At 40.6% G+C, this 22,847-nt stretch carries 24 protein-coding genes; 8 read left to right on the top strand and 16 right to left on the bottom strand.

Going from position 1 to position 22,847, the window contains the following annotated elements; all coding sequences use genetic code 11:
* Nucleotides 1–116 precede the first annotated feature (116 nt).
* The 5 genes from D9X91_RS10485 to D9X91_RS10465 form a co-directional block, all read right to left on the bottom strand.
* Complete coding sequence (locus D9X91_RS10485; RefSeq protein WP_121680570.1) at nt 117–923, bottom strand: SDR family NAD(P)-dependent oxidoreductase; 807 nt, start codon at nt 921–923, stop codon at nt 117–119.
* A gap of 12 nt (nt 924–935) precedes the next feature.
* Nucleotides 936–1,328, bottom strand: a complete 393-nt coding sequence (locus D9X91_RS10480) for a MaoC/PaaZ C-terminal domain-containing protein (RefSeq protein ID WP_121680569.1) — start codon at nt 1,326–1,328, stop codon at nt 936–938.
* Nucleotides 1,329–1,347: 19 nt separating this feature from the next.
* Nucleotides 1,348–1,788, bottom strand: coding sequence for an FAS1-like dehydratase domain-containing protein (locus D9X91_RS10475; RefSeq protein WP_121680568.1), 441 nt, complete (start codon nt 1,786–1,788; stop codon nt 1,348–1,350).
* Between the two features lie 79 nt (nt 1,789–1,867).
* Nucleotides 1,868–2,629: a DUF4931 domain-containing protein gene (locus tag D9X91_RS10470; RefSeq protein WP_121680567.1), complete on the bottom strand. Its 762-nt coding sequence runs from the start codon at nt 2,627–2,629 to the stop codon at nt 1,868–1,870.
* 222 nt (nt 2,630–2,851) lie between these two features.
* Entirely contained in the window at nt 2,852–4,084 is a 1,233-nt protein-coding gene (locus D9X91_RS10465; RefSeq protein WP_121680566.1) for an MFS transporter, read from the bottom strand.
* 532 nt (nt 4,085–4,616) lie between these two features.
* On the opposite strand from D9X91_RS10465, the gene D9X91_RS10460 reads away from it, so the two are divergent.
* Both D9X91_RS10460 and pepF read left to right on the top strand, forming a co-directional pair.
* On the top strand, nt 4,617–6,407 hold the full coding sequence (locus tag D9X91_RS10460; protein WP_121680565.1) for an ABC transporter substrate-binding protein: 1,791 nt from the start codon (nt 4,617–4,619) through the stop codon (nt 6,405–6,407).
* A 92-nt stretch (nt 6,408–6,499) separates the two neighbouring features.
* Complete coding sequence (gene pepF, locus D9X91_RS10455) at nt 6,500–8,314, top strand: oligoendopeptidase F (protein WP_121680564.1); 1,815 nt, start codon at nt 6,500–6,502, stop codon at nt 8,312–8,314.
* A 496-nt stretch (nt 8,315–8,810) separates the two neighbouring features.
* Here the strand turns inward: pepF and D9X91_RS10450 are convergent, their stop codons facing one another.
* The 3 genes from D9X91_RS10450 to D9X91_RS10440 form a co-directional block, all read right to left on the bottom strand.
* Nucleotides 8,811–10,745: an endonuclease MutS2 gene (locus D9X91_RS10450; protein WP_121680563.1), complete on the bottom strand. Its 1,935-nt coding sequence runs from the start codon at nt 10,743–10,745 to the stop codon at nt 8,811–8,813.
* Nucleotides 10,746–11,166: 421 nt separating this feature from the next.
* Entirely contained in the window at nt 11,167–11,400 is a 234-nt protein-coding gene (locus tag D9X91_RS10445; RefSeq protein WP_121680562.1) for a hypothetical protein, read from the bottom strand.
* A gap of 1 nt (nt 11,401) precedes the next feature.
* On the bottom strand, nt 11,402–11,665 hold the full coding sequence (locus D9X91_RS10440; RefSeq protein WP_121680561.1) for a hypothetical protein: 264 nt from the start codon (nt 11,663–11,665) through the stop codon (nt 11,402–11,404).
* Nucleotides 11,666–11,742: 77 nt separating this feature from the next.
* Between D9X91_RS10440 and D9X91_RS10435 the strand changes: the two genes are divergently transcribed.
* The 4 genes from D9X91_RS10435 to D9X91_RS10415 all read left to right on the top strand — a co-directional run bounded on the left by D9X91_RS10435 (nt 11,743) and on the right by D9X91_RS10415 (nt 14,962).
* Nucleotides 11,743–12,216, top strand: coding sequence for an Hsp20/alpha crystallin family protein (locus D9X91_RS10435; protein WP_158598284.1), 474 nt, complete (start codon nt 11,743–11,745; stop codon nt 12,214–12,216).
* 299 nt (nt 12,217–12,515) lie between these two features.
* Nucleotides 12,516–12,872, top strand: coding sequence for a hypothetical protein (locus tag D9X91_RS10425; protein WP_148709066.1), 357 nt, complete (start codon nt 12,516–12,518; stop codon nt 12,870–12,872).
* Between the two features lie 56 nt (nt 12,873–12,928).
* Nucleotides 12,929–13,204, top strand: coding sequence for a hypothetical protein (locus D9X91_RS10420; RefSeq protein ID WP_121680557.1), 276 nt, complete (start codon nt 12,929–12,931; stop codon nt 13,202–13,204).
* 165 nt (nt 13,205–13,369) lie between these two features.
* Nucleotides 13,370–14,962 (top strand): ABC-F family ATP-binding cassette domain-containing protein, encoded by a 1,593-nt coding sequence (locus D9X91_RS10415; protein ID WP_121680556.1) that lies wholly within the window; start codon nt 13,370–13,372, stop codon nt 14,960–14,962.
* A gap of 123 nt (nt 14,963–15,085) precedes the next feature.
* Here the strand turns inward: D9X91_RS10415 and D9X91_RS10410 are convergent, their stop codons facing one another.
* From D9X91_RS10410 to cspD, 4 genes are all read right to left on the bottom strand, one after another.
* Nucleotides 15,086–16,006: a GNAT family N-acetyltransferase gene (locus D9X91_RS10410; RefSeq protein WP_233569772.1), complete on the bottom strand. Its 921-nt coding sequence runs from the start codon at nt 16,004–16,006 to the stop codon at nt 15,086–15,088.
* A gap of 74 nt (nt 16,007–16,080) precedes the next feature.
* Entirely contained in the window at nt 16,081–16,782 is a 702-nt protein-coding gene (locus D9X91_RS10405; RefSeq protein WP_121680554.1) for a TetR/AcrR family transcriptional regulator, read from the bottom strand.
* Nucleotides 16,783–16,823: 41 nt separating this feature from the next.
* Nucleotides 16,824–17,027 carry a cold-shock protein gene (locus D9X91_RS10400; protein WP_121680553.1) on the bottom strand — a complete coding sequence of 68 codons (204 nt, stop codon included), beginning with the start codon at nt 17,025–17,027 and terminating at the stop codon, nt 16,824–16,826.
* A gap of 153 nt (nt 17,028–17,180) precedes the next feature.
* Nucleotides 17,181–17,381, bottom strand: a complete 201-nt coding sequence (cspD, locus tag D9X91_RS10395; RefSeq protein ID WP_121680552.1) for a cold-shock protein CspD — start codon at nt 17,379–17,381, stop codon at nt 17,181–17,183.
* A gap of 274 nt (nt 17,382–17,655) precedes the next feature.
* Here cspD and D9X91_RS10390 point away from each other — a divergent pair, with 274 nt between their 5' ends.
* Nucleotides 17,656–19,203, top strand: a complete 1,548-nt coding sequence (locus D9X91_RS10390; protein WP_121680551.1) for an HD domain-containing phosphohydrolase — start codon at nt 17,656–17,658, stop codon at nt 19,201–19,203.
* Between the two features lie 183 nt (nt 19,204–19,386).
* Here the strand turns inward: D9X91_RS10390 and D9X91_RS22490 are convergent, their stop codons facing one another.
* Entirely contained in the window at nt 19,387–19,476 is a 90-nt protein-coding gene (locus tag D9X91_RS22490; RefSeq protein WP_158598283.1) for a putative holin-like toxin, read from the bottom strand.
* Nucleotides 19,477–19,697: 221 nt separating this feature from the next.
* Here D9X91_RS22490 and D9X91_RS10385 point away from each other — a divergent pair, with 221 nt between their 5' ends.
* Nucleotides 19,698–19,943: a YkuS family protein gene (locus D9X91_RS10385; protein ID WP_121680550.1), complete on the top strand. Its 246-nt coding sequence runs from the start codon at nt 19,698–19,700 to the stop codon at nt 19,941–19,943.
* A gap of 131 nt (nt 19,944–20,074) precedes the next feature.
* Here the strand turns inward: D9X91_RS10385 and D9X91_RS10380 are convergent, their stop codons facing one another.
* From D9X91_RS10380 to D9X91_RS10370, 3 genes are all read right to left on the bottom strand, one after another.
* Nucleotides 20,075–21,088, bottom strand: coding sequence for an NAD-dependent epimerase/dehydratase family protein (locus tag D9X91_RS10380; protein WP_158598282.1), 1,014 nt, complete (start codon nt 21,086–21,088; stop codon nt 20,075–20,077).
* 33 nt (nt 21,089–21,121) lie between these two features.
* A complete protein-coding gene (locus D9X91_RS10375) occupies nt 21,122–21,454 on the bottom strand; it encodes a DUF1033 family protein (RefSeq protein WP_158598281.1) in 333 nt (110 codons plus the stop codon).
* A 144-nt stretch (nt 21,455–21,598) separates the two neighbouring features.
* Nucleotides 21,599–22,822, bottom strand: a complete 1,224-nt coding sequence (locus tag D9X91_RS10370; protein ID WP_121680681.1) for a molybdopterin molybdotransferase MoeA — start codon at nt 22,820–22,822, stop codon at nt 21,599–21,601.
* Between the last annotated feature and the right edge of the window lie 25 nt (nt 22,823–22,847).

Genomic DNA, 22,847 nt, shown 5'->3' with positions numbered 1-22,847 from the left:
TTTAAAGACTCACTATTATTTGATTTCCATTTTCGTTTTCACTTGAACTTCTCCAAGTCCATTCGTCAATGAATATTACATTTAGATGTTTGTCCGGTTCATCACCTCCCATAAAATCACGTATACCACCCTCCGTTAATATGGAGGACTTGACCATTTGTATAATTGGATAGTGGGGATGCCAAGTAAAATATTCCTTGTGCAGCCTCGTCAGGTGTGCCTCCTCTTCCTTGTGGGATGGACTTTTCAAACATCGTCCTAACTTTCTCAGGGATCCCCACTTCAACGCCATTCACTTTTTCTCCGATTTCCTTCTTTTGTGTCAGCCGCGTATCAATTAAACCAAACGCCACTGCATTGCAATTCACATTGAATGCACCCCATTCCCTAGCGACCGTTTTGGTTAAACCGATCAGGCCAGCTTTTGCAGAGGAATAGTTTGCTTGTCCAACATTTCCCATTACCCCGGCAACGGATGAAACGTTGACGATCTTTCGATACTTCGGGGTGCCATTTTCGATGTCCTTTTTCCCTGCTTCGCGGAAATATGGCGCTGCTTCACGAATGAGCTTAAATGGGGCAATCAGATGAATATCAAGCATCGCCTGAAATTGCTCATCTGTCATCTTGTGAATCATTCCGTCCCAAGTGTATCCCGCATTGTTGACTAGAATATCAATGCCGCCAAACGTTTCAGCAGCTGTTTTCATGATTTCTGCAGCGAAATGAGAATCTGTTACATCTCCAGGAAAAGCCAAAGCTTCTCCTCCATTCGAGCGTATTTCTTCCACAACCTCCATCGTTGGAGCTTCATCGCGATCGGATACGACGACCTTCGCCCCGGATTTTGCCATTTGCAGGGCAACCGCCCTTCCTACACCTCTTCCTGAACCTGTTATGATGGCCACTTGATTTTCCAGCATACTCCCAACCTCCTATTTTTGAAGAACATTAAAACTACCGGAAAGCTTTACTTCCCCTTCCTCATTTTCGACGCTGATCTCTCCTCTGGACAGTCCCAACCCATCTTTGTCAAGCTCACCTTCTATCAATCTACCTTTTACTGTCAATACTTCTCCTGGGTAGGTCATCTTTTGAAAGCGGACTTTAAACCCCCGTAAGCTTTCCCGTGGAAACCATGTTCCCAATGCTTGGCCAGCCATTCCCATCACAAGCATGCCATGTGCGATACAATCCTTTAATCCAGCTTCCTTCGCAACTGGGACAACAGTATGTATGGGATTGAAATCACCGGATGCTCCAGCATACTTAACCAATTGTGAATGGGTTATTACCGGCTTATTAATATTCGGCAACTCCTGCTTCATATCAATTTCCTCCTTCCTGTCAGTGGCGTTCGATAACTGTCGAACGAGCGATGAGCACGATTTCTCCATATTGATCTCTGAACTGTGTTTCAAGCTTGAAAAAGTCCATCTTCCCTTTTTGAAAATGCTTGGCTACAACCATCTGCCCAGTAATGACTTCTCCTGAACAGATTGTCCTGAAGTACTCGTATTCTTGCTCTCCGTGCAGCACATTTAATGGATTCATTTCTAAAAGCTCAATCAATTGTTCAAAATCAAGCCCTCCCCACATTTCCATCACTGTCGCAAATGTCGGCGGGACAGGGATGTCTTGAAAACCTTGTTCCAAAGCTGCATCTAATTCATAATAGATCGGATTGGGATCGCCGATTGCCTGTGCGAATTCCTTTATTTTTCCCCTTTCCACTGTGAATGAAAATTCTTTAGTTCGTATCCCTTCCTTGTTGGAAGCTGCGTTCATTTTATCCACCGCCTTTTAAAAGTACTTAATTTCTTCAATCCTTACATTCGTGCCGTTCAAACAAAAAGACAGCTGCAGTTTAATGACAGTGTTTTTCTTGAATATCCCTCACGACCTCATTCAACGAGTTGGGGACTTGCGGAATCGAGTATCCCACAAAGATTGGTGATGTAACAAATCTAGGCATGATTTTTACATATATGTTTGATTCAAGATGATAAAAAAATAAATTATAGCTGCTGCATTTGAATTGATACTGATGCATGATGTAATAAACAGTCTTTTGGACAAAGTCCGCAAGCTGTGAAACATCTCCACCAAATTGCATTTTGACATTCCATTCATAAAACCCGATCCTCGGAGTGCTGGAAACGTTCCAAGAAACCCCTTTTCTTTCATCCATGGATACCCCTTGAAAATCTTCAACTTTTATCTTTTGGCGGTAATCGATTTTTTCCAATCCGACAATCTGCATGTGAGGATGTTTAATCGTACCACCGGATAAAGGTCCATGATTTTTGAAGAAAATGACGGATTTGAACCTTGGGTCCTGTTCCAGTTCCCTCCATTTTTCAAATGCAAATTGAAACAACGTGTGCAAATGGGGCCTGCTGTATTCGGATAAATCAGCTTCACAATCAGCAGTTTCAATCAGCACGGTTTGGAATGTATCTTCGAGAACGGGATACTTATTCTTCAACCAAATGATCTCCCCCTTCTCGGCAAGGACGCCAGTAAGAGCATCCTTTTCGCAAAAGGGACAGTAGGTATTCTTGCTGAGGATGTTTTCAGGTTTTTGTACCGCAATGGATGAATTAAAAATCAAATGATTTTCGTGCATAGAACATTCTCCTTTTCTCACAGTTAAAACATTCTGTAAATCTCCCTGAATTCCTTTATTAAAAATTTTTTAATTTGGCAAAAGTGCGTATGGTTGATTTCCTCTGCAGGATGCTCGCTTTACGAGGGACAAGCGGTGAGCCCTTCGAGGTATCGCGCCTTCCCCTCAAATTAACAACAAGTGGTGAATGTTATAAGTAGTACATTATATATATCCAGAAAACTACTCCAATCCCCATAAGGATGATTTCAAAAATGAGAGGAAGACAACTCCATTTAAAATGGCTGCACTGATGAACACGACCGGTGCACCTTGCCATGCGATGACAAAACCCGATGCGAACATTGTGAATGGCATCCCAACCCGAAACAATGTTCCTGTGATTCCGGTAATTCTCCCTATCAAATGTGTAGGTGTCTGCTCATGTCTGATTGTATATACAGACACACTATTCAAGGCTGTTGCGAATCCATGGATCAGCAGCGCTGCAGCAAGCAGTGCTCCGGAGTCTGCAAGAAACATCATGAAGTACGAAACCCCGTTGATAATCGCAGATATTCCTAAGACTTTTCCAAGCCCGAACATCGATCTGAATTTATTGGCGACCAAACTGCTAGCCAATCCTCCAATTCCGGCACAAGAAAAAAGGATGGCGAGCAATGAATTGTCCAAATGCAAATGATCTTTCGCAAAATATATGACCGTTGTACTCACAACGACAAATGACGAATTTAATAGAATGGTAACCATCGTTGTTTTGTATAATATTGAATTTTTTCTAAAGGCTGTCCATCCCTCCTTCAATTCATCCAACATTGAAAAATCGCTTTTTCCATGAACAGGTTCTATTATATTCAGCATCCTGATGAGAAAAAAACTGATTAAGTACATAAATGATGCAATGAGGATCCCATCAGAAAATCTGGCCAGCAGGAAAAGGAGCCCGGTAAACACCGGTCCCATTATCCCTATCATGGATTCAATGAATGAAAATTTTGCATTTGCAGAAGTCAATTGACAAGCAGGAACCGATAATTTGATCAGGCTGACTTGAGTGTTGAAATACCCATAATTGAATGTCATTAACATAAATCCAAGCCCATAATATACCCATACAAAATGGATATGAGCCATAGCCAACAACGACATGGCCATTAACAGTACAGCTTGAATCCCAATCATCGATAATGCCCATAATTTTTTATTCATCCTGTCTACAATCACACCTATCAAAATAGCAAACAGGAGATTCGGAAGCAGCTCTGCCGTCCGCATTGTGCCCATGGCAACTGAGGAATGGGTCACTTCGTACATCATCAACGGCAATACCAATTCATATATTTTGTTTCCTATACTTAAGAGCAAGCCATTTGAGAGCAAAATAACAAATGGAACACTTCTCCATATACTTTTCGTTTTTTCATCAATTGTTGCTGAAACAGCATTCGAATTCATTCCAATCCCTCCAACTTAAATCGTGTCTTATCGCTAGTGTATTCTTTTTCAAAAAAAGAAAAATCGTAAAAACACTCCACCATCTTTCGCCTTTTTTTAAGGCATGAATGATGTAAAAGTTTTGTCGAAAAAATATATGGATTTCCATCGTCAATAGGATTATTTTAGAAATAGATATTGCGGATATTCTTTAATTAATAGGCTGTTTTAGCAAAGATTGTTGTTTTTTACAGGTTTTCATGTAAATCATTCATTTGATTGGAGCTAAAGGTGCGAGACTCCTTAGGGATTAGCGGGTCAGGTGAGGCCCCCTAGGAAGTCGAGGAGATATAAGGCGGATGTTGGATTAAGTTTCGGCACGTCGTTTGCCAGCATCGAATGACCTCACTTTGAGTGAGGCCCCTCGGAAAGCGAGCATCCTGCCGTGGAAATCAACCTTATCCAACCTTTGATGAATGGCAACAAACATTAAGAATATAGCCAATAAATAAGAATCCTGCTCATCAAGCCTAAAAGTATGGGGGATCAATAGATGGATCGAGTAAAGGAAGACTTTCTTTCTCTTCGAAAATCATATGAACATATTCCAAATGGGCAGACGATTTCCGTGTCGATGGGTGAACTGACCCGGATGTTTTTTTGTACACCACGTAATGCAAAGCTATTGATTGCTAAAATGCAGGCAAATGAATGGCTCACATTTGTACCGGGCAGAGGAAGAGGGAATTTTTCGCAGCTGACATTCTCATTGGATTTCAACACAGCATTCTTATCCGAAGTAAAGGTCCTCATTTCAGAAGGGAAGATGGAGAATTTATCAGACCTTGCAAATACATACGATAAAACGGGTGTCATGAAAAATGCAATCGTTTCACTTATACAAAGTCATTTCGGCTATCACTTTGAGAAAAAAGAAGATGTTCAATTTGAATGCTTAAGGTTTCCAATTTTCAGGTCCATTACTACGCTGGATCCTGCATATGCCTTCTTTGAATTTGACAGCCATATCATCAGTCAAGTCTTTAACACCCTTGTGCATTTCGATGCAGAAACAAACTGCTTTCAACCAATGCTTGCGCACGATTGGGAATGTACAGAAGACGGATTGGTTTGGACATTTCATATATACAAAGGTATTCGTTTCCATGATGGCAGAGCGCTGACAGCACAAGACATTAAACACTCGTTTGAAAGACTGAAATCAAGCCCGCACCGGTGGTTGGCATCTTCTATCAACGAAATAGAAATCATTACTTCAACAGCCGTTCAATTCAAGATGAAAACGAAAAACCATTTATTTTTGAAATATCTCTCCTTGCCACAGATGTCCATTCTTCCATACAGTGATAACGAATCGATGTCCCCTCTGCCAATCGGGACTGGCCCATTTCGGATAGCACAATTCAATAAACAAAAAATTTATTTGGAAGTAAACGACCATTACTTTCGGCCAAGGCCGCACTTCGATCGCATCGAGATCATACGATTGAACCAGTATTGGCAGCCGGTGGACTTTCAACTCGAAAAGATCTTCTTTAATCATGATGAAGGGATTCCATATCGAAACGATCATTGGGAAGAGATGGATTTGATTTCAGAGGGGTGCCTTGTGCTGACGTTTAATTTTCGCAAAAAATCGATTGCAAGCACTATCCATTTTAGAAAATCAATGTCCATCCTGATCGATCGTATCAGACTAGTTCAGGAATTAGGAGGCCCAAGGGTGTCTGCTGCAGATGGATTTACCCGAAAGCATCCCCCACATCCAATTCATCGCACAGATGATTCCAAGAGACCTATGCGTGTGGAACAATTATTGCTACTCTCCGGCTACAAAGGCGAACAGATAATCGTAACAACATTTGAACGCCATGCCCAAGATGCCAATTGGATCCAAGCTGAAGCTAAAATGCATGGGATCGATCTGGAAATCCGGATTGTCGATCTTGCTGATCTTCAAATGGAGGAGACCATCCTTGAAACGGATTGCATTTTGTACGAAGCTGTCTTTCCATTTGGTGAAGTAAGTAAATTTCAAGACTTTTTATATGAAAATAGCTTTCTCAGGCTCCATTTGGATCAATCTGATTTAGTCTTTATTGAGAAAAAGATAGACCAATTGATTATTGAGCCGGATAAGGACATAAGAGAAAATTTAGTGAGAGAGATCGAGAAACACATGCATGATCAATGCCTTGTCCTTTTCCTGGTCCATAAAAAGATAGCCGCAACCCACCATCCCTCCCTTAGAGGCGTACATCTGAAACGGAATGGGTGGATAGATTTCAAGGAATTATGGATACATCCCCAAAAATCATTTTAAAAATTCTGAATTTTTATATTAAAAAATTTCGATTTCTTTTATAATTAAGAAGTTAGGGAATCGAAATAGTTTGATAAGGATGGTGGGTACATATGGAAAAGACAAAACAAACAAGGTTGAATAGAAGTGACGTTCCTCTTGAACAGACGTGGGATCTAGGTGACCTTTTCGAATGCAATGAGGACTGGTCCCTTGAAATGGAATCCATTCCAAGCGATCTTGCCTCAGTGACCCAGTACAAAGGAAAACTGCACCTTGGGGCAGATGTTCTATTAAAATGTCTAATGGCACAAGAACAAATTTGGAAACGTTTGGTCAAGGTCGTCACCTATTCGAATCTACGCCAGGCAGAGGATGGAACTAACCCAGAAAATCAGGCGAATTCTGCTCGAGTCGCCACTCTTATGTCGCAAGTGAACGCAGAGCTTTCCTTTGCATCTTCAGAAATCATCTCCCTGCCGGATGGAACGATTGAAAGATATTTAAAGGAAGAAAAAGAATTATGGCCATTTAAAATACTACTTGAGGAAATTCTTGATGAAAAACCGCATATGCTTTCTCCAGAAACGGAAGAAGCTCTGGCAGCTCTAGGGCATGTCCATGAAGCGCCATATTCCATTTATCAGCTCGGGAAGCTGTCTGATATGCAATTTGATTCGATTAAAGACAAGAATGGGAACGAGCTCCCGAATTCGTTCAGTCTATACGAAGACCGCTACGAACTTTCCCCGGATACAGAATTGCGAAGGAAAGCGTATGCTTCTTTTACAAAAACGCTTAAACAATATCAAAACACATTTGCTGCAACCTATGCCACAGAAGTGAATAAACAGGTCACACTCGCAAAGCTGAGAGGTTATGAATCGGCAGAACATATGCTATTGAAACCCCAAAAGGTTACGATGGAAATGTATCACAATCAACTGGATACCATCCTAAATGAACTTTCTCCACATATGCAGCGATTTGCGCTCTTGAAAAAGGAGGTGTTGGGCTTAGATACAATGAAATTCTGTGATCTGAAGGCACCGCTGGATCCTGAATTTAATCCTAAGACCACATATGAAGAAGCTTCTGAAATGATCCTGAAATCGCTTGAAGTGATGGGGCCTGAATATTCCGCCATCATGGCAAAAGCATTGTCAGATAGATGGATCGATATCTCAGACAATGTAGGAAAATCAACGGGCGCCTTCTGTTCAAGCCCATATGATGTCCATCCGTATATATTAATCACTTGGACAGACACGATGCGAGGCGCATTTGTCCTTGCTCACGAACTTGGCCACGCGGGGCATTTCTATTTGGCCAATAAAGAGCAAAGACTTTTCAATACACGTCCATCCACTTATTTTGTCGAAGCACCTTCCACAATGAATGAAATGCTTCTTTCTCAGCACATGTTGGATGAAACGAACGATACGAGGATGGAAAATTGGATCATTACGCAATTATTGGGTACGTACTATCATAATTTCGTCACTCATTTATTGGAGGGCGAATTCCAAAGAAGGATCTACCGCCTCGCCGAGGAAGGCAAATCACTGACAGCCAAAGTCCTCTGTGAACAAAAAGCCGATGTTCTAAGCTCATTTTGGGGAGATACGGTGGAAATCGATGAGGGTGCCAGTATGACATGGATGCGCCAGCCGCATTATTATATGGGGCTATATTCATACACGTATTCTGCTGGATTGACTGCATCGACGGCCGCTGCACAACTCATAAAAGAGGAAGGCCAACCTGCTGTGGATCGCTGGCTGGACGTATTAAGGGCGGGAGGAACCAAATCACCGCTTGAACTAATGAAGCATGCGGGAGTTGATATGACAAGTCCTCAACCAATCAAAAAAGCAGTTAGCTATGTCGGATCCTTGATAGATCAGCTCGAGAACAATTACCATTAAACGAAATTAAAGGCATTGCCGCGTTATTTCGCGGCAATGCTTTTTTGTAGAGATTTGTTTGCATCGGAATTGAAAAATGGAATGTATATTGCAACCTTTTTTGTTAAGTCTCATTTCGTAAAGTTTGTTGCTGTTTTTTTAATGGGGAGTGAGGTTGATTTCCGCTGCAGGATGCTCGCTATCCAAGGGGCCTCACACGAAGTGAGGTCATTCGATGTTGGCACACGACGTGCCGAACTTAATCGAACATCCGCCCAACCTCTCTCGGCTTCGACTAGGGGCCTAATCTGACCGCTGATCCCTCCGGAGTCTCACACCTTCCGCTCAAATTAAATACCAAGACTGTTTTATTTCGATCAAAACCACAATTTTTGAGAAAACAGTCCTTGTTGATGATCCTTGGGCATTGCTACCGTTTGTCGGACTCACTCACTGAAACGGGCGCTATTCCACAGGATAGATTATCTCCGCCATATCCACCTTATTCTACTCCCATTCATTCCATATCCTTACTCATCCCCTCAACATGTCCCTTGTTCATTTGTTTGCCTATTTTTCGATTTTCTTTGCTGTCAAATATGATGGAAAAATCATAATCCTCGGGATACAATTCTGCAGCTTCAATGTATAGGCTGATTCTCTTTTGATTGATTATTTGCTTATCTCCTTTGACTTGGACAATATAATTGCCTTTTTCATCTGGCCCTTTATACACAATCCCATACTCTCCGCTGGCCATGATTTCCACATTATCCCCTTGCTTATAAACGCTAGTATCTTTTTGCCTCTTCTTTTCCGTATTCCTTTTCCCATATTTCCGAATATAGCGGTTTTGCGCCAATTGTCTATCCATTTCCCTTCTATCCATGGACGATAACCATTCACCGTCATAACCCTTTTCTTCCTTATAGGTGATTTTGTGAGCTTTTTGAATGATCTTTGGATGCACGCCCAAGCGTTGGGCAATCGCGAACGCCTGGCTCTCTCCGCCTTTTCCGACAATTAGCCTATAGGTAGGCTGAAGTGATTCAAGATCAAACTCCATGGACCCATTCATGAAGCCTTCGTGAGAATCTGCGAACTCTTTAATTTCATTATAATGTGTCGTGGCAAGCATCATGGCCCCTTTGTTATACAACTCTTCCAAAATGGCTGTCGCGAGCCCCATCCCTTCACTTGGATCGGTCCCTGATCCGATTTCATCGATCAATAATAGGCTCCTCTCGTTTGCTTCTTTTAAGATGGAAATGATATTCACGATTCTTGAACTGAATGTGCTTAAGTTTTGTTCGATGCTTTGGCCATCCCCGATATCGACAAGCACTTTTTGGAAAATACAAATTTCAGATCCTTCCTCTGCAGGAATATGGAATCCTGCTTGCACCATAAGGGTAAGTAAACCGACCGTCTTAAGTGCAACGGTTTTCCCGCCGGTATTAGGGCCGGTTACGACTAGTGCATCATTTCCTTCTCCCATTTCTATTGTAAGAGGGACTGCCTGATTACCTAGAAGTGGATGGCGTGCTCCAATCAGGGAAATAAAATGTTCTTCATTGAGTCCAGGGGCTATCGCTTCAATGGCACGGCTGTATTTCGCTTTGGCAAACAATACATCATAATGAATCATTGTTTCCACCGCCAAAAATATCTGCTGTTGATTTGCTTCGACCAATCCGGTTAGATAGCTTAATATTCGTTCACATTCAACCGTTTCATCCGCTTTCAAGTAGAAAATTTCTTCCTGTATGCCGGTGATATCTGCAGGTTCAATAAACAGCGTCGAGCCTGATGCTGATGAATCCAGCACCGAACCTTTAATTTTTCCTTTATATTCTTTTTTTACAGATAGCACGTGCCTCCCATTCCTTTCACTGATGATGGATTCCTGCAAATATGGGGCATATTTTTTCGATTTCACCATTTGGCCAAGCTTTTCTTTCAACCGCTCCTCACTGATTGAAATCTGTTTTCTGACTTTGAGCAATTCCTTGCTTGCATAATCATCGATCATCCCGTTTCTGATGCACCGTTGAATTTCTTCTGCCAAAAGCGGGATTTCTTCATAAGAATATACATAGGAGGACACTCTTGGCGCTACAAATTCTTTGTCCTTCATGAATCTTTTCAATTTCCGGCAGCTATCCAAAAAACCATACAACTTACTTAAAGCTTCCGGCCTTAATGGGACACCTTTGTTCAATTGCTTCATCAGCCGTTCGATGCCTTCCAAACCATGGATGGGCACGCTGGATGATTTTAATAAGATTGCCTTTGCTTCGGTCACTTCATCCAACCAACGATTAATCTGTTTTAAGTTGACCGATGGCATGATCTCAAGCACCGCTTTCCTACCAGATTCCGTAATGACATACTGTGCAGCTTCTTCCTTGATCCGTGTAAAATCAAGAACGTCAAAGGTTTGAGAATTCAATGTTTTTCCTCCTAAAGAATGTGGATTTCCCCTTGACGAATTTTCATTGAACAAAAAATAAAACCGCAATGAACAATGTTCATTGCGGTCCATTCAGCGAAAAAACGCCAAAAAGCTATTAAATGATTTAGGTATATTGTACATGGACAATAAAAAAAGCTGTGCACGATACACAGCTTTCCTAAATAGGAATTAATGAGCTATGACCATTGTTCTTAACATTCATTCCTCAGGCATGACAAATAGATATCCGAAATCGCTTTTTTCGGACGGGCCTGTTGGAATGACCGTATAAAATTACGGATTAGTTAAGAACGACACCCATCATAAAACATTACTCCTTTGAATGCAGATAATAATGAATATTACAACACTATCATATGCTTCTGAATATAAAATGTCAAACTATTCCTATGAATAATCAGATAAGGCTCCATTTTCCAGAGTTGGAATCATTGACATCCGGATCATTCACAACGGTTATCGGGATATAGACCGGTGCTAAATCACCGTTTCCTTCTCCAAATCCTTGGTTTTGTTTGGTCGAGACAAACAAATCTATTTGTTGGTTTGGACCTACATTTACTACCGCAGAACGATCAGCTACATTCACCTTGAATCCCAATAAATTTACGACCATCGGGGCAAAAAGCATCCTACTCCCCCTCACCTTGTTCATGAGATCTAACAGCTTCAAATGTGCTTAACGAATCCATTTGGTCCCGATCATCAACCATATTCCTCGTGCCGATAAATCCGCTTCCATCCCCAAAATTTTGACCGAATCCTTGATTTTTCTTATCGGAATTATGCCAATCAGATAAATAGTTTTGGCCAATATTTACAGCAGATGCATTTTCAAAGGAATTAATTTTAATCATGTAAATATTAATATTTACATAAGGAGTTGCGACGGGCATGGTATTCACTCCTTTCCTTTTATTAACTATATGTGCAAAGGACTACTCATATGTTGAACCCGTTAGGAGGTGTAGAAATGGATCCTGATAAAATTAAAAATTGGATGGATTTTGCCCAGCAGATGTATGGCCAGGATTTTTGGAAGAACATTATGAATCAGGAAAATATGAAAGATTTCATGGGAGACACGCAAAGACAGCAGCCCATCCATAATCACGCCGCCTCAAATCCCCCCCCTCCATTTCCTGCGGTGGATATCATAAAGACACCTTCACATTATGTCTTATTGATCGATCTTCCCGGATTTCAAAAAGAGGAGATTAAAATTATCCTTAATGGGGATTCATTAGTTTTACAGGGCCAATCCCAAACACTTCAACATACCTCGACTTTTATACAGAAAGAAAGATTTCATGGTTCTTTTGAAAGACAAATTAAGCTTCCCGAACCTGCAAGCAAAGATCATTTTTCTGCAAAGTTCATTAATGGGATCCTTCAAATCACTTATTCCAGGCTTGAATTGGAAGGTGAGGTAGTGGAAATAGAATAGTTAACCTTAGAGGAGCCGCTGTCAAATTCATCACCATCTTCTACAATGTAAATAGGAAAGATGCATTCAACATAATCAGCATTTTGTTCTCCAAATCCTTCATTTCTTTTGATAGAACTAAATTTCCTGGATATATGGGATGTCCCTGTATTAAATACACAACCCCCACCGACCTTATTGATTTTCAAACCTTGAATGTTCAATCCAGAAGATAAAAAACTCATGATAAACCACCCTTTCGAATATGCATATAAAAATGGACAACGCTCATGATTCCAAAAAATGAAGCAGGGATAAAAATGTTTTTTAAAAAATTATTCGAACAAAAAAAGAAATATGAGAAGAATGTTTCCGTCTTAACGAAAGAAATCAAAAAATTAAGGAAAGAGCTTAAAGATATCAAGGAACATCAACAATCGGTCGTGATTGAACATGTAAACATCGAAAAGCTGATGATCGATAAATATGAAACAAATAACCACCTCGGCCAGCTCGGGATCAAAGAATTAAAAGGAAAGCTTTATATTGGCGCAACTTACGGCGAAGGATATTCGTCATTGATAAAAAATGAAGAAGAACGATCAATTGAAGAAGATAAAACTCGTTCCAAAGTACAGGAAAAGCCGAAAGAGGGTCCGAAAATCAATATTCGGTAGGATAAAAACAAGGCAAACGAACCATTCTATGAAAAACGACAAAAAAGAGGGATAAAATGGAGTTCCCAACCATACACACAAACTTTTGGGATGCAGTATTAGCCATACCTGTCATTATTGCCGCGACCCAATTTATTAAATTAACAGGAAAGCTCCCCAGGAAATATGTTCCGGCGCTGGCGTTATTTTTAGGATTGGTGATTTCAATCTTTTACAGCCACAAAGGACACCTGATAGCCGGGCTTTTCATGGGATACTTTTATGGATATGCAGCCATTGGCACCTATTCTTCACTTAAAACAACACTGACGACATGGAGAATGAAATCGTGACGGGCTGAACTTCGAAAATGGAAGTTCAGTTTTTTGTTTTTTCAGCATCGAAAATATCTGTGAATTTATATCATGGCAGTCTAGAAAACCACTGCGAAATCTTGTTCGCAATCTCCGCTGTATAATGATATAATTTGCTAGATATTAGTTTTGGAGGAATTGACTATGATTACCGTAAATAACGTTGGTTTGCGATTTGGTGATCGCAAACTATTTGAAGATGTTAATATAAAATTCACGCCTGGCAACTGCTATGGTCTTATCGGGGCAAACGGTGCAGGCAAATCGACATTTTTAAAAATATTATCAGGGGAATTGGATCCACAAAGCGGATCGGTCTTTATGACGCCAGGAGAACGGCTAGCCGTTTTAAAGCAGAACCATTTCGAGTATGAAGAACATGAAGTATTGAAAGTCGTAATAATGGGCCATGCGCGTTTATATGAAGTCATGCAGGAAAAGGACGCCATTTATATGAAAGAGGACTTCAGTGATGAAGATGGCATGAAAGCAGCTGAGCTAGAAGGCGAATTTGCCGAATTGAATGGCTGGGAAGCTGAATCTGAAGCTGCCATTCTATTGAAAGGCCTTGGAATCGGCGAAGACCTTCATGCCAAAAAGATGTCAGAACTTACTGGTTCTGAAAAGGTAAAAGTATTATTAGCACAAGCATTGTTTGGCAAACCGGATGTCCTCTTGCTGGATGAGCCGACAAACCATTTGGACATAAAAGCAATTCAATGGCTCGAAGAGTTCTTAATTAATTTCGAGAATACAGTCATTGTTGTATCGCATGACCGTCATTTCTTAAATAAAGTGTGTACACACATCGCCGATCTTGATTTTGGAAAAATCCAGATTTATGTAGGGAACTATGATTTCTGGTACGAATCCAGTCAATTGGCGACAAGAATGGCCCAGGATGCCAATAAGAAAAAAGAAGAGAAAATCAAGGAATTGCAAAATTTCATTGCCCGATTCAGTGCAAATGCATCCAAGTCCAAACAAGCGACTTCCCGGAAGAAATTGCTTGATAAAATCACCCTTGATGATATCAGGCCATCTTCCCGCAGGTATCCGTTCGTAGGCTTTACCCCAGATCGTGAAATCGGAAATGATTTGCTTCGCGTCGAGAACATTTCCAAAACGATTGACGGTGAAAAGGTACTTGATAATGTAAGTTTCATCATGAATAAGGATGATAAAATTGCATTGGTCGGTGATGATGAAGCAGCGAAAACGGCCTTATTTAAAATATTGGCTGGTGAGATGGAGCCTGACAGCGGAACATTTAAATGGGGCGTCACCACTTCACAAGCTTATTTTCCAAAGGATAACTCTTCTTATTTTGAAGGTTGTGATTTGAATTTGGTTGACTGGCTGCGCCAATTCTCTCCAAATGATCAAAGCGAAACCTTTTTGCGAGGATTCCTTGGCAGGATGCTATTCTCCGGGGAAGAAGTCTTGAAAAAAGCGAGTGTGCTTTCAGGAGGAGAAAAAGTCCGCTGTATGCTTTCCAAAATGATGCTTAGCGGAGCTAACGTCTTATTATTGGATGAACCGACAAACCACTTGGATTTGGAATCCATTACAGCAGTGAACAATGGACTGATTAGTTTTAAAGGATCGATGATATTTGCATCACATGACCATCAATTCATACAAACGATCGCTAATCGCATCATTGAAATAACCCCTAATGGACTTATCGACAAACAAATGTCCTACGATGAATTTCTTGAAACGGTAAAGGGATAAAAAAAAAGACTGCAGGAATTTACTTGCAGTCTTTTTCTTATGGCTATTTTCGTAAAGTTTGTTTCCATTCCTTAAAATAGAGAATGAATGAAATTAATTTCACGCCAGCTCTGTCAATCATTTTCAATGCGCATCCTGTTTGGAAAATGCATAATATTCCTGAACAAATGCATCCCCTTTATCCGTCAATGGTTTGACCATATAAACCTGTTCAACACTAGTTTCGAAGCCATTTTCTAAAAGCAAGGCAACGAGATTTTTGTTGGAAACCGGAATAAATGCAGCCGTTCGTTTAAGATTTTCGACTTCGGGCTGGAATACCTTCCTGACCAAAGCCTGAAGGAGGCTACCCCCTTCTTGATCAGCTGCGGTATTTGCTTGAAATAGCGTAACTGCCTGTAAGGTACCTTCTTCATTAAAGTGGTTCTTATAAATGGCATATCCATTTACATTTCCTTCTTCATTAATAGATATCCATGCCTCCGCATCCGCGATATGCTCCCATTGCGCCTGCCAAGGCCCCTTATCCTGGTATAGAGCAAATTGTTTTATGTCTGTGATACTTCCTTTTTTGATATTGAAGAATCTTTTTCCGTCATCTGTTTCCTGCCATTCACCTTTCAAAGTATAGTGATTGATTCCATCTACAATTCGATACCCCATTTTTTCATAAAGTTTAATTGCTTTCTCATTTTGGGAAATCGCTTCCAATGTGGCAACATCTACATTCTCTTCTTGATAGATGCTCATAGCCTCAGCCATTAATTCCTTTCCAATTCCATGTCGGCGATATTCTGTGGCGACACCTGTCCCCCCATTCCACGACATCGTGACTCCTCTAACTTTTCTCTTCCCACTAAGCACGAGCCCAACAGGTGATCCATCTTCAAAGGCGATTATGGAAATGGATGGCTGCAGTCCGTCGGAGATCATTCTTTTCGTAAATCGATCGACATCGGTAGACGCATCAAAATAATACCCTTCAAAGCCTTTGTTCCAAGCAGTGACTGATTCTTCTAGGGTACATTGAAAGAGCCTTTTCATTAATGCCACATTTAACACCCCTTTATTTGTTTTATCAAAACCGACTGTACGGTTTATTTTATTCTATAAAAAAACTAAATATCCTCCTTATGATACTCGGATTTGTGATTTATTTCTTTTAAAATCATTTCCCCTGCCTTCTCCATCACTTTACGGTATGGATAATCATCTTTCATCACACCATAATAGGTGGAAATACCATCGATGATTGACCAGAACAAGATGGAAATTAAGGTTGAATCGAGACTTTTGGAGAACTCCCCCGTGCGTTTCCCTTCTTCGAGAATGTCAAAAATCAATTGTTGATAAATTTCTTTCATTCTCTTTTCAAGGAGTAGTTTTAATTTTTCATCCCTTGAAGATTGAAGCCAAAATTCGATATGGACTCGAATATTGTTCTGCCACTCCGGATTTTTTTCAGCTTGAAGGCTATATACATTTAATAAGAATTCCATTTGCTTTTTGGCTGAAGGAATGGCTGAGAGCTTGTCTTTAAGCTGTCCAATGCTTGTCTTTGTTCTTTCCTCCATCAAGGCAATATAAATGTCATCTTTACTTTTAAAATAATTGTAGATCGCTCCCTTGCTCATGCCGGAATTTTTGACAATATCATCCATCGTGGCGACCTGAAATCCCTTTTCAGCAAAGCACAAAAAAGCAGTTTCCATTATTTTTTTTTTCATTTTTTCTTTATATTCTCTCGAAACAATTGGAGCCACTTTAATCATCCTCATTATTGCAAAGTTAAAAATCCCATCGAGAAAAGGCTGTCCCATAAGTTTTCTCACCTTAGGGACAGCCTTTTCAAAGAATCATATTAGTCTTTAATCGGACTGTTGTTATCGACAACTTGAAGTACTTTTGTCGTAGATTCCATTTCACTACCACAAAGAGGACAGCGAGGATCTTCGCTGCTTTTGAAATTATCTCGTATCCATCCTTTGCAGGAATCGGATGTACATTCCCAAATCTTTGTTTCGGCTGTAATAATCTCTTCTTCAGGTTTTCTTCCAAATGCCATATGGAACTTACCTCCATTGGTAGTATTTATATTTGATAAAGCTGTTTTCGGAGTCATTGCTGTAATTTTCGAACAGCAATCCTTCGGAAATAGCCTTTTATAAAAATAGCTACCCATGTTAGGATAGCTATTCAATAAACCAGAATCTGCTGATTATAATTTTACAACGTTAGCTGCTTGTGGGCCACGATTGCCTTCTACGATTTCGAATTCAACCTGTTGGCCTTCTTCCAATGTTTTGAAGCCTTCGCCAGTGATAGCTGAGAAGTGAACAAATACATCATTTCCGCCTTCAACTTCGATGAATCCAAAGCCTTTTTCTGCGTTAAACCATTTTACAGTTCCTTTTTCCACGGTAAATCCTCCATTACAATCAAAAATATTAATATGCTTCAATTTTATAAATAAAAAATTCACATATTATAAAAAGTACCGCTTCCTGTGATCACTCTTTATAATATGTGAATAGCGAACTCATTATTTGTAAAATGTTTATTCTTTTAAATAATTATACAACACTGAAAGAGAATGTCAAACTGAGAGCTTTCCTTGATGTAGGAGTATATTCGGTCATGTCAGAAAATGATATACTTTAAGTATAAATTTCCATATGAGGAGTAAAAAACCTTTGTCAATATATACTCAATTCAAAAAAAGAATGCTGTTCAATTATCTGATAGGTTCACTTGTCGCAGTATTGGGGATCGGGTCGATATTTATCTTTCAGACATTGAATCTGTCGGCCACAGAAGTAAAAGCAATCTGGTTCATCTTGGCATTTTCTTTATGCGTCATGCTGTCCTCGGAGATGATCGTCTATCGATTGCATTTGAAACCTCTTTATGAAATTTATGTAAAGGGGCAAATATCAAAAAATCAGCTGCTTACAGCATACAAAGTGATTTTGCAGTTCCCTTACTTGACTGTTAAGAGGATATTGCTCCCCCACTTTCTTGGGTTGGCTATCCCATCAATTGTATTGACGCTGATTTTCATCCGAATCGGGATATTGAAAATTCCGTATTCGTTTATTATTTTGGCTTTTATCGGTGCTTTGCTCATCGCTTCTATGCATGCTTTAATTGAGTTTTTTTTAACCCAACAATCCATCAGAGCGATCATATTGGATTTGCAGGAGAGGTCCATGAGCCTGTATCAGTCGACGCTAGCGTCCGATCAACATTATTTTTTCAGCATTAAAAGGAAGCTGCTGATCGGAGCATTGTTTTTATCTTTGTTTCCAGTGCTCCTCTTCAGTCTCGCCACACAGGTTAGATTCGTTGAGTCATCCATCGTTGTCTCAAATGAATATTTGAGCTGGGCAGCCATCATCATCTTTGTTATCATCCTTTTCAGCATCACCGGGGCAATCTTGCTTTATAAAAGCATTCAAAAGCCGCTGCTCGAAATGCAGTTAGGATTTAAAGAAGTGCAAGAGGGCAGTATTTCAATGCTGCCAAATCACCATACGGATGAATTCGCTGAATTAATCCATGGCTTCAACCATATGATCCTATCGATCAAACTTCGGGATAAGCAAAACTCTCAGCTGCTCGATAGTTTTTTCACGGTCATTGCAGCTGCGTTGGATGCGAGGGATCCTTATACGGCAGGTCATTCACAAAGGGTGGCTGACTATTCTTTATTAATTGGTGAAAAAGCACAATTGTCTGCAGATCAATTGAATTGGCTGGTAAAATCAGCTCTGCTGCACGATATCGGGAAAATCGGGATCAAAGATGATATCCTTCTGAAGGATGGTAAATTAACCAATGAAGAGTTCAATCAAATTAAAGAGCATCCTTTGATTGGTGCCCAAATTCTTTCAGAGGTCAATCTTCCTGAAAATATGCGACAGCTTCTCCCGGGGATCAAGCATCACCACGAAAGAGTGGATGGCAAAGGGTATCCCTCTGGGCTTGCAGGAAAAGACATCCCCGTATTTGGAAGGATCATTGCCATAGCAGATGCCTATGATGCCATGACCTCCAACAGACCATATAGAAAAGGTATGAATCCAGACAAAGCCCTTGCCATCATAAATGATGGCCGCGGAACTCAATGGGATGAACATTATGCAGGAATCTTCTTGGAAATAATGGGCAGCAGGTCCAGTTCGAATGATCATGCAGAAGAAATGATATATCCCCGCGTCGGACAGGTAAAAAACTTTTAGTTAAAAAAGGGCATCTCCTTTACGTGTCCGCATAAAACGGTTATAATTCAATACAAGGAGCATAAGTTATTATAGAGTTCTGGCGGCAACCAGAACTCCAGGTACAGCTATCACTGCAAGAAGTGCAGCAGCCCTAAGTAAGAGAGAAGTAACTCACCCTTTTTTAGAGAGCAACAGGGTGGGTTACTTCTTTTTTTGTGTAACCGCCACAATGGCAATGATTAATGAACCAAAAGCAATCATTAACTGCATCGTTTCAGCAATTGGAATCATTAAGCGACCACCTCCCTTCCCGGGAGTAGCCACTGCCCACCCTGCTATGTAACTGTACAACCCCATTTTAGCACATTTTTCTATACGAACAAACGTTCTGTTGTTCTTTTTGTAAAAATGGTAGTTTATACCTAACCTTCCTGCCTTGTTTTATCCACATGAATTTCGCATAATAACGCGATATTTGGTGATGATAAAATTATTATAGGAGGTGTTTTTTTATGTCAAAAAGAATTGGTGTAGAACAGTCTCTTTCTGATGTTTCTCAAGTCCTTCGGGAAAAAGGTTATGAAGTGGTGGATTTAAAGAATGAAAATGATGCGACTAACTGTGATTGCTGTGTAATCACCGGGCAAGATCAAAACGTAATGGGCATTCAAAATGTCACTACTCAAGGTTCTGTCATCAATGCTCATGGATTGACTGCCGACCAAATTTGTCAAGAGGTTGAAAGCAAATTTCATTGATCATGCAAGAAAGGCTGTCCGTAAGTGTTTATACTTTTGACAGCCTTTTTCATTTCGGTTCTGTTATATCCCTCAGTTGTTTTGCGTGCAAATTCTCGCTTTCACTGTGCTGGCCGAGCTCCTCCACTTAATTAATGGCTATTCACCCTCAGGTTTAATAAGCGTTTTTCTTTCTCTTTATCCAGCCCTGCGTTTCTTTTGAGTTCCTGATCACGAGAAGATGCCCACTCATACGTTTCTTTGATCGTTTCTTTCAAAGGCCGGGTCTTCAATCCGAATTCCTTGACTTTGCGAATATCCAGCCCATAGCTATTTATCTGAGGAATCCACAAGGGGAGTTCCATCCATGGCTGTACTTCATTCTCCAATAAAAACTGGTCGGACACCTGCACAAATTCTGCGTGTGAATTCAGAGTTTGTTTGCATTCGGTTAAAAAGTCGCCAAATCTCAGCGGTTCTGTCGGACCGACCACATTCCATATGCCATTAAGGCTTTCTTCGATCATGGTAAACACCCAGGATGCCAAATCTCTTACATCAATAAATTGAATGAGACAATCCAGGTTGTCGGGTACCAGCGTACTGCCCCCTCTTGAAATTCGCTCTACCCAATAGGTAAAGCGGTCTGATGGATCATAGGGTCCGACAATCAAACCTGGACGAATAATCAATGCATCCTTTCCAAACGTATTCATGACCTCGCATTCGCATAATTGTTTCAGTTCTCCATAATACCTTTCCACAGGCAGTGAACCTTCTTCATGCAATCGAGATTCATCACCCTCTGAAAGCTTCAACGTTTCAGATTCTTCAGTCACCCCTGTTGCTTTAAACGCGTCTTTATAGACTGAACATGTAGAGATGAACACATATTTACCAGTAGAGTTTCTAAGGATATCCATTGCTTTTTGCACCGAATGAGGCTGGTAGCCGCATGTGTCAATGATGACATCCCAGTGGCTCCGGGCAATTTGTTCAAGGTCATTTACATTGTCCCGATTCCCGATCATGACAGGTACTTCCGGAAATGCATCAGGGTTCGTTATACCCCTATTGAACAATGTCACATCATGGTTTCTTTCTAATGCTTCAGCAGCAATACTTCTCCCAACAAACTTAGTTCCTCCGATGATTAAGATATTCACCAGTTTTCCCCCATCCCCCGTAAATTGCTCACACTATAAATGGAATAGCTTTTCTTCCTCTTCCTTTACATCATATGGCTCATTTCCATACATCAGCATCAAGCCAAGATAAATTTGAAGGTCATCATCACAGCCTTCGCAAAAATTTCGTTCCCCTTCATTCCAAAATGCTGCCATGATTGTTTTTTTCTGTCTCATTCGCTGATATACACTCTTAAATTTTTCTGCTTTTTCATTAAAGAATGAGATAGCCTTTTCCTTATCATCAAATGATTTTTCAAGGACGATATCCTCTTCCCAATCTTCAAAGAACCACCAAGGTTCATTTTCACCTTTCATAATAATGACACGCCATCCTAAAGACACTAAAACCACTCCTGTATTAATAAGTACTACTAGTGTATCGAAATCCCTTCTATTTGCAAAGCAATGTTCTTTCATGCTGTTTAATGGACGGTCTTTGTCAATCGCCTCTGATGATCTCCCAAAAAAAGCACCCTTATAGGATGCTTACTTTACTTCTGTCCAAGGGTGAACACTCCCAATTTGATCATTTAAATCGATTGTATCGATAAGTTCATCTACCTTGAAGCTTGAATCCCCTCCAGGCAGACAGATTAAACAATCGGCCCAAGCAAGTGAAGAGACAGTGCTTGATTTATCGAGACCGACTGTTGACACCTTGATTTTCCCGTCGTCATATATGTATCTGCCTCTTATGAATCTTGTAAAAGTATTCGGTTTTTCAAAGCTCGAGCATAGATATGCCTGCCTTTGTTGAAGAAATGGTTTATCTGAATGAAGCCAATGGCGCAAGATCGGACGGGCAAACAACTCGAAGCCGACAAAGCACGCTGATGGATTTCCGGAAAGACCGAACAGAAGCTTACCGTTTAATTCTGCTACAGTCGTAACACTGCCAGGCCTCATCGCTATTTTATTGAATAATACATTCGCTCCTAGTTTTTCATATATTTCTGGGAGCAAATCATAATCGCCTACAGAAACTCCGCCCGTTGTGATGAGAATGTCAGATGATACTAATGATTCTTCCACTTTTTCCAGAATCGTTTCAAGTCTATCTTCACTAACAGAGATTCTATATGGGATTGCTCCAGCTTTGATCACTTGGGATTCGATCATATATCCGTTGCTGTTCCTGATCTTTCCAGGTTGAATCGGCTCATGGATGTCAAGAAGCTCAGTACCGGTTGCTATGATCGATACTACCGGCTTTCGGACAACGGGAACCTTGGCATATCCGAATGTCGCCAACAAAGCTTTCACACCGGGAGTTACCACAGTACCATTATCAACGAGGTGATGGCCACTTTTCAATTCCTCCCCTCGGAAAGAAATATTTTCCCCTTTCTTGACATTGATCTTAGGTTTAATGAATCTGTACCCGCCGGATGTAATTTCCTCAACATCTTCCAGCATAATGACACAATCCGCACCGTTGGGGATTTGTGCACCGGTCATGATCCGGATTGCCTCCCCTTCCTGAAGAATATGGGGACTGACTTCACCAGCACCGATTTCATCAACGATCAAGAGGTTGACGCCGCTGACATCATTTTCAGATGCCTTTATGGCAAATCCATCATATGGTGAACGATCGAAAAGTGGGATATCATGATCGGCAGCTAACGGTTCGGCTAAATACCTTCCATCAGACTCTTCGATGTTGACATATTCAATTACTCCCTTTGTTTTATAAGTCATCACTTGCATGATGGCTTCTTTAATAAGTTTAGGT

The sequence above is a fragment of the Falsibacillus albus genome (assembly GCF_003668575.1).
GTDB lineage: Bacteria > Bacillota > Bacilli > Bacillales > DSM-25281 > Falsibacillus > Falsibacillus albus.
This window is presented reverse-complemented; position numbering and strand designations above follow the sequence as displayed.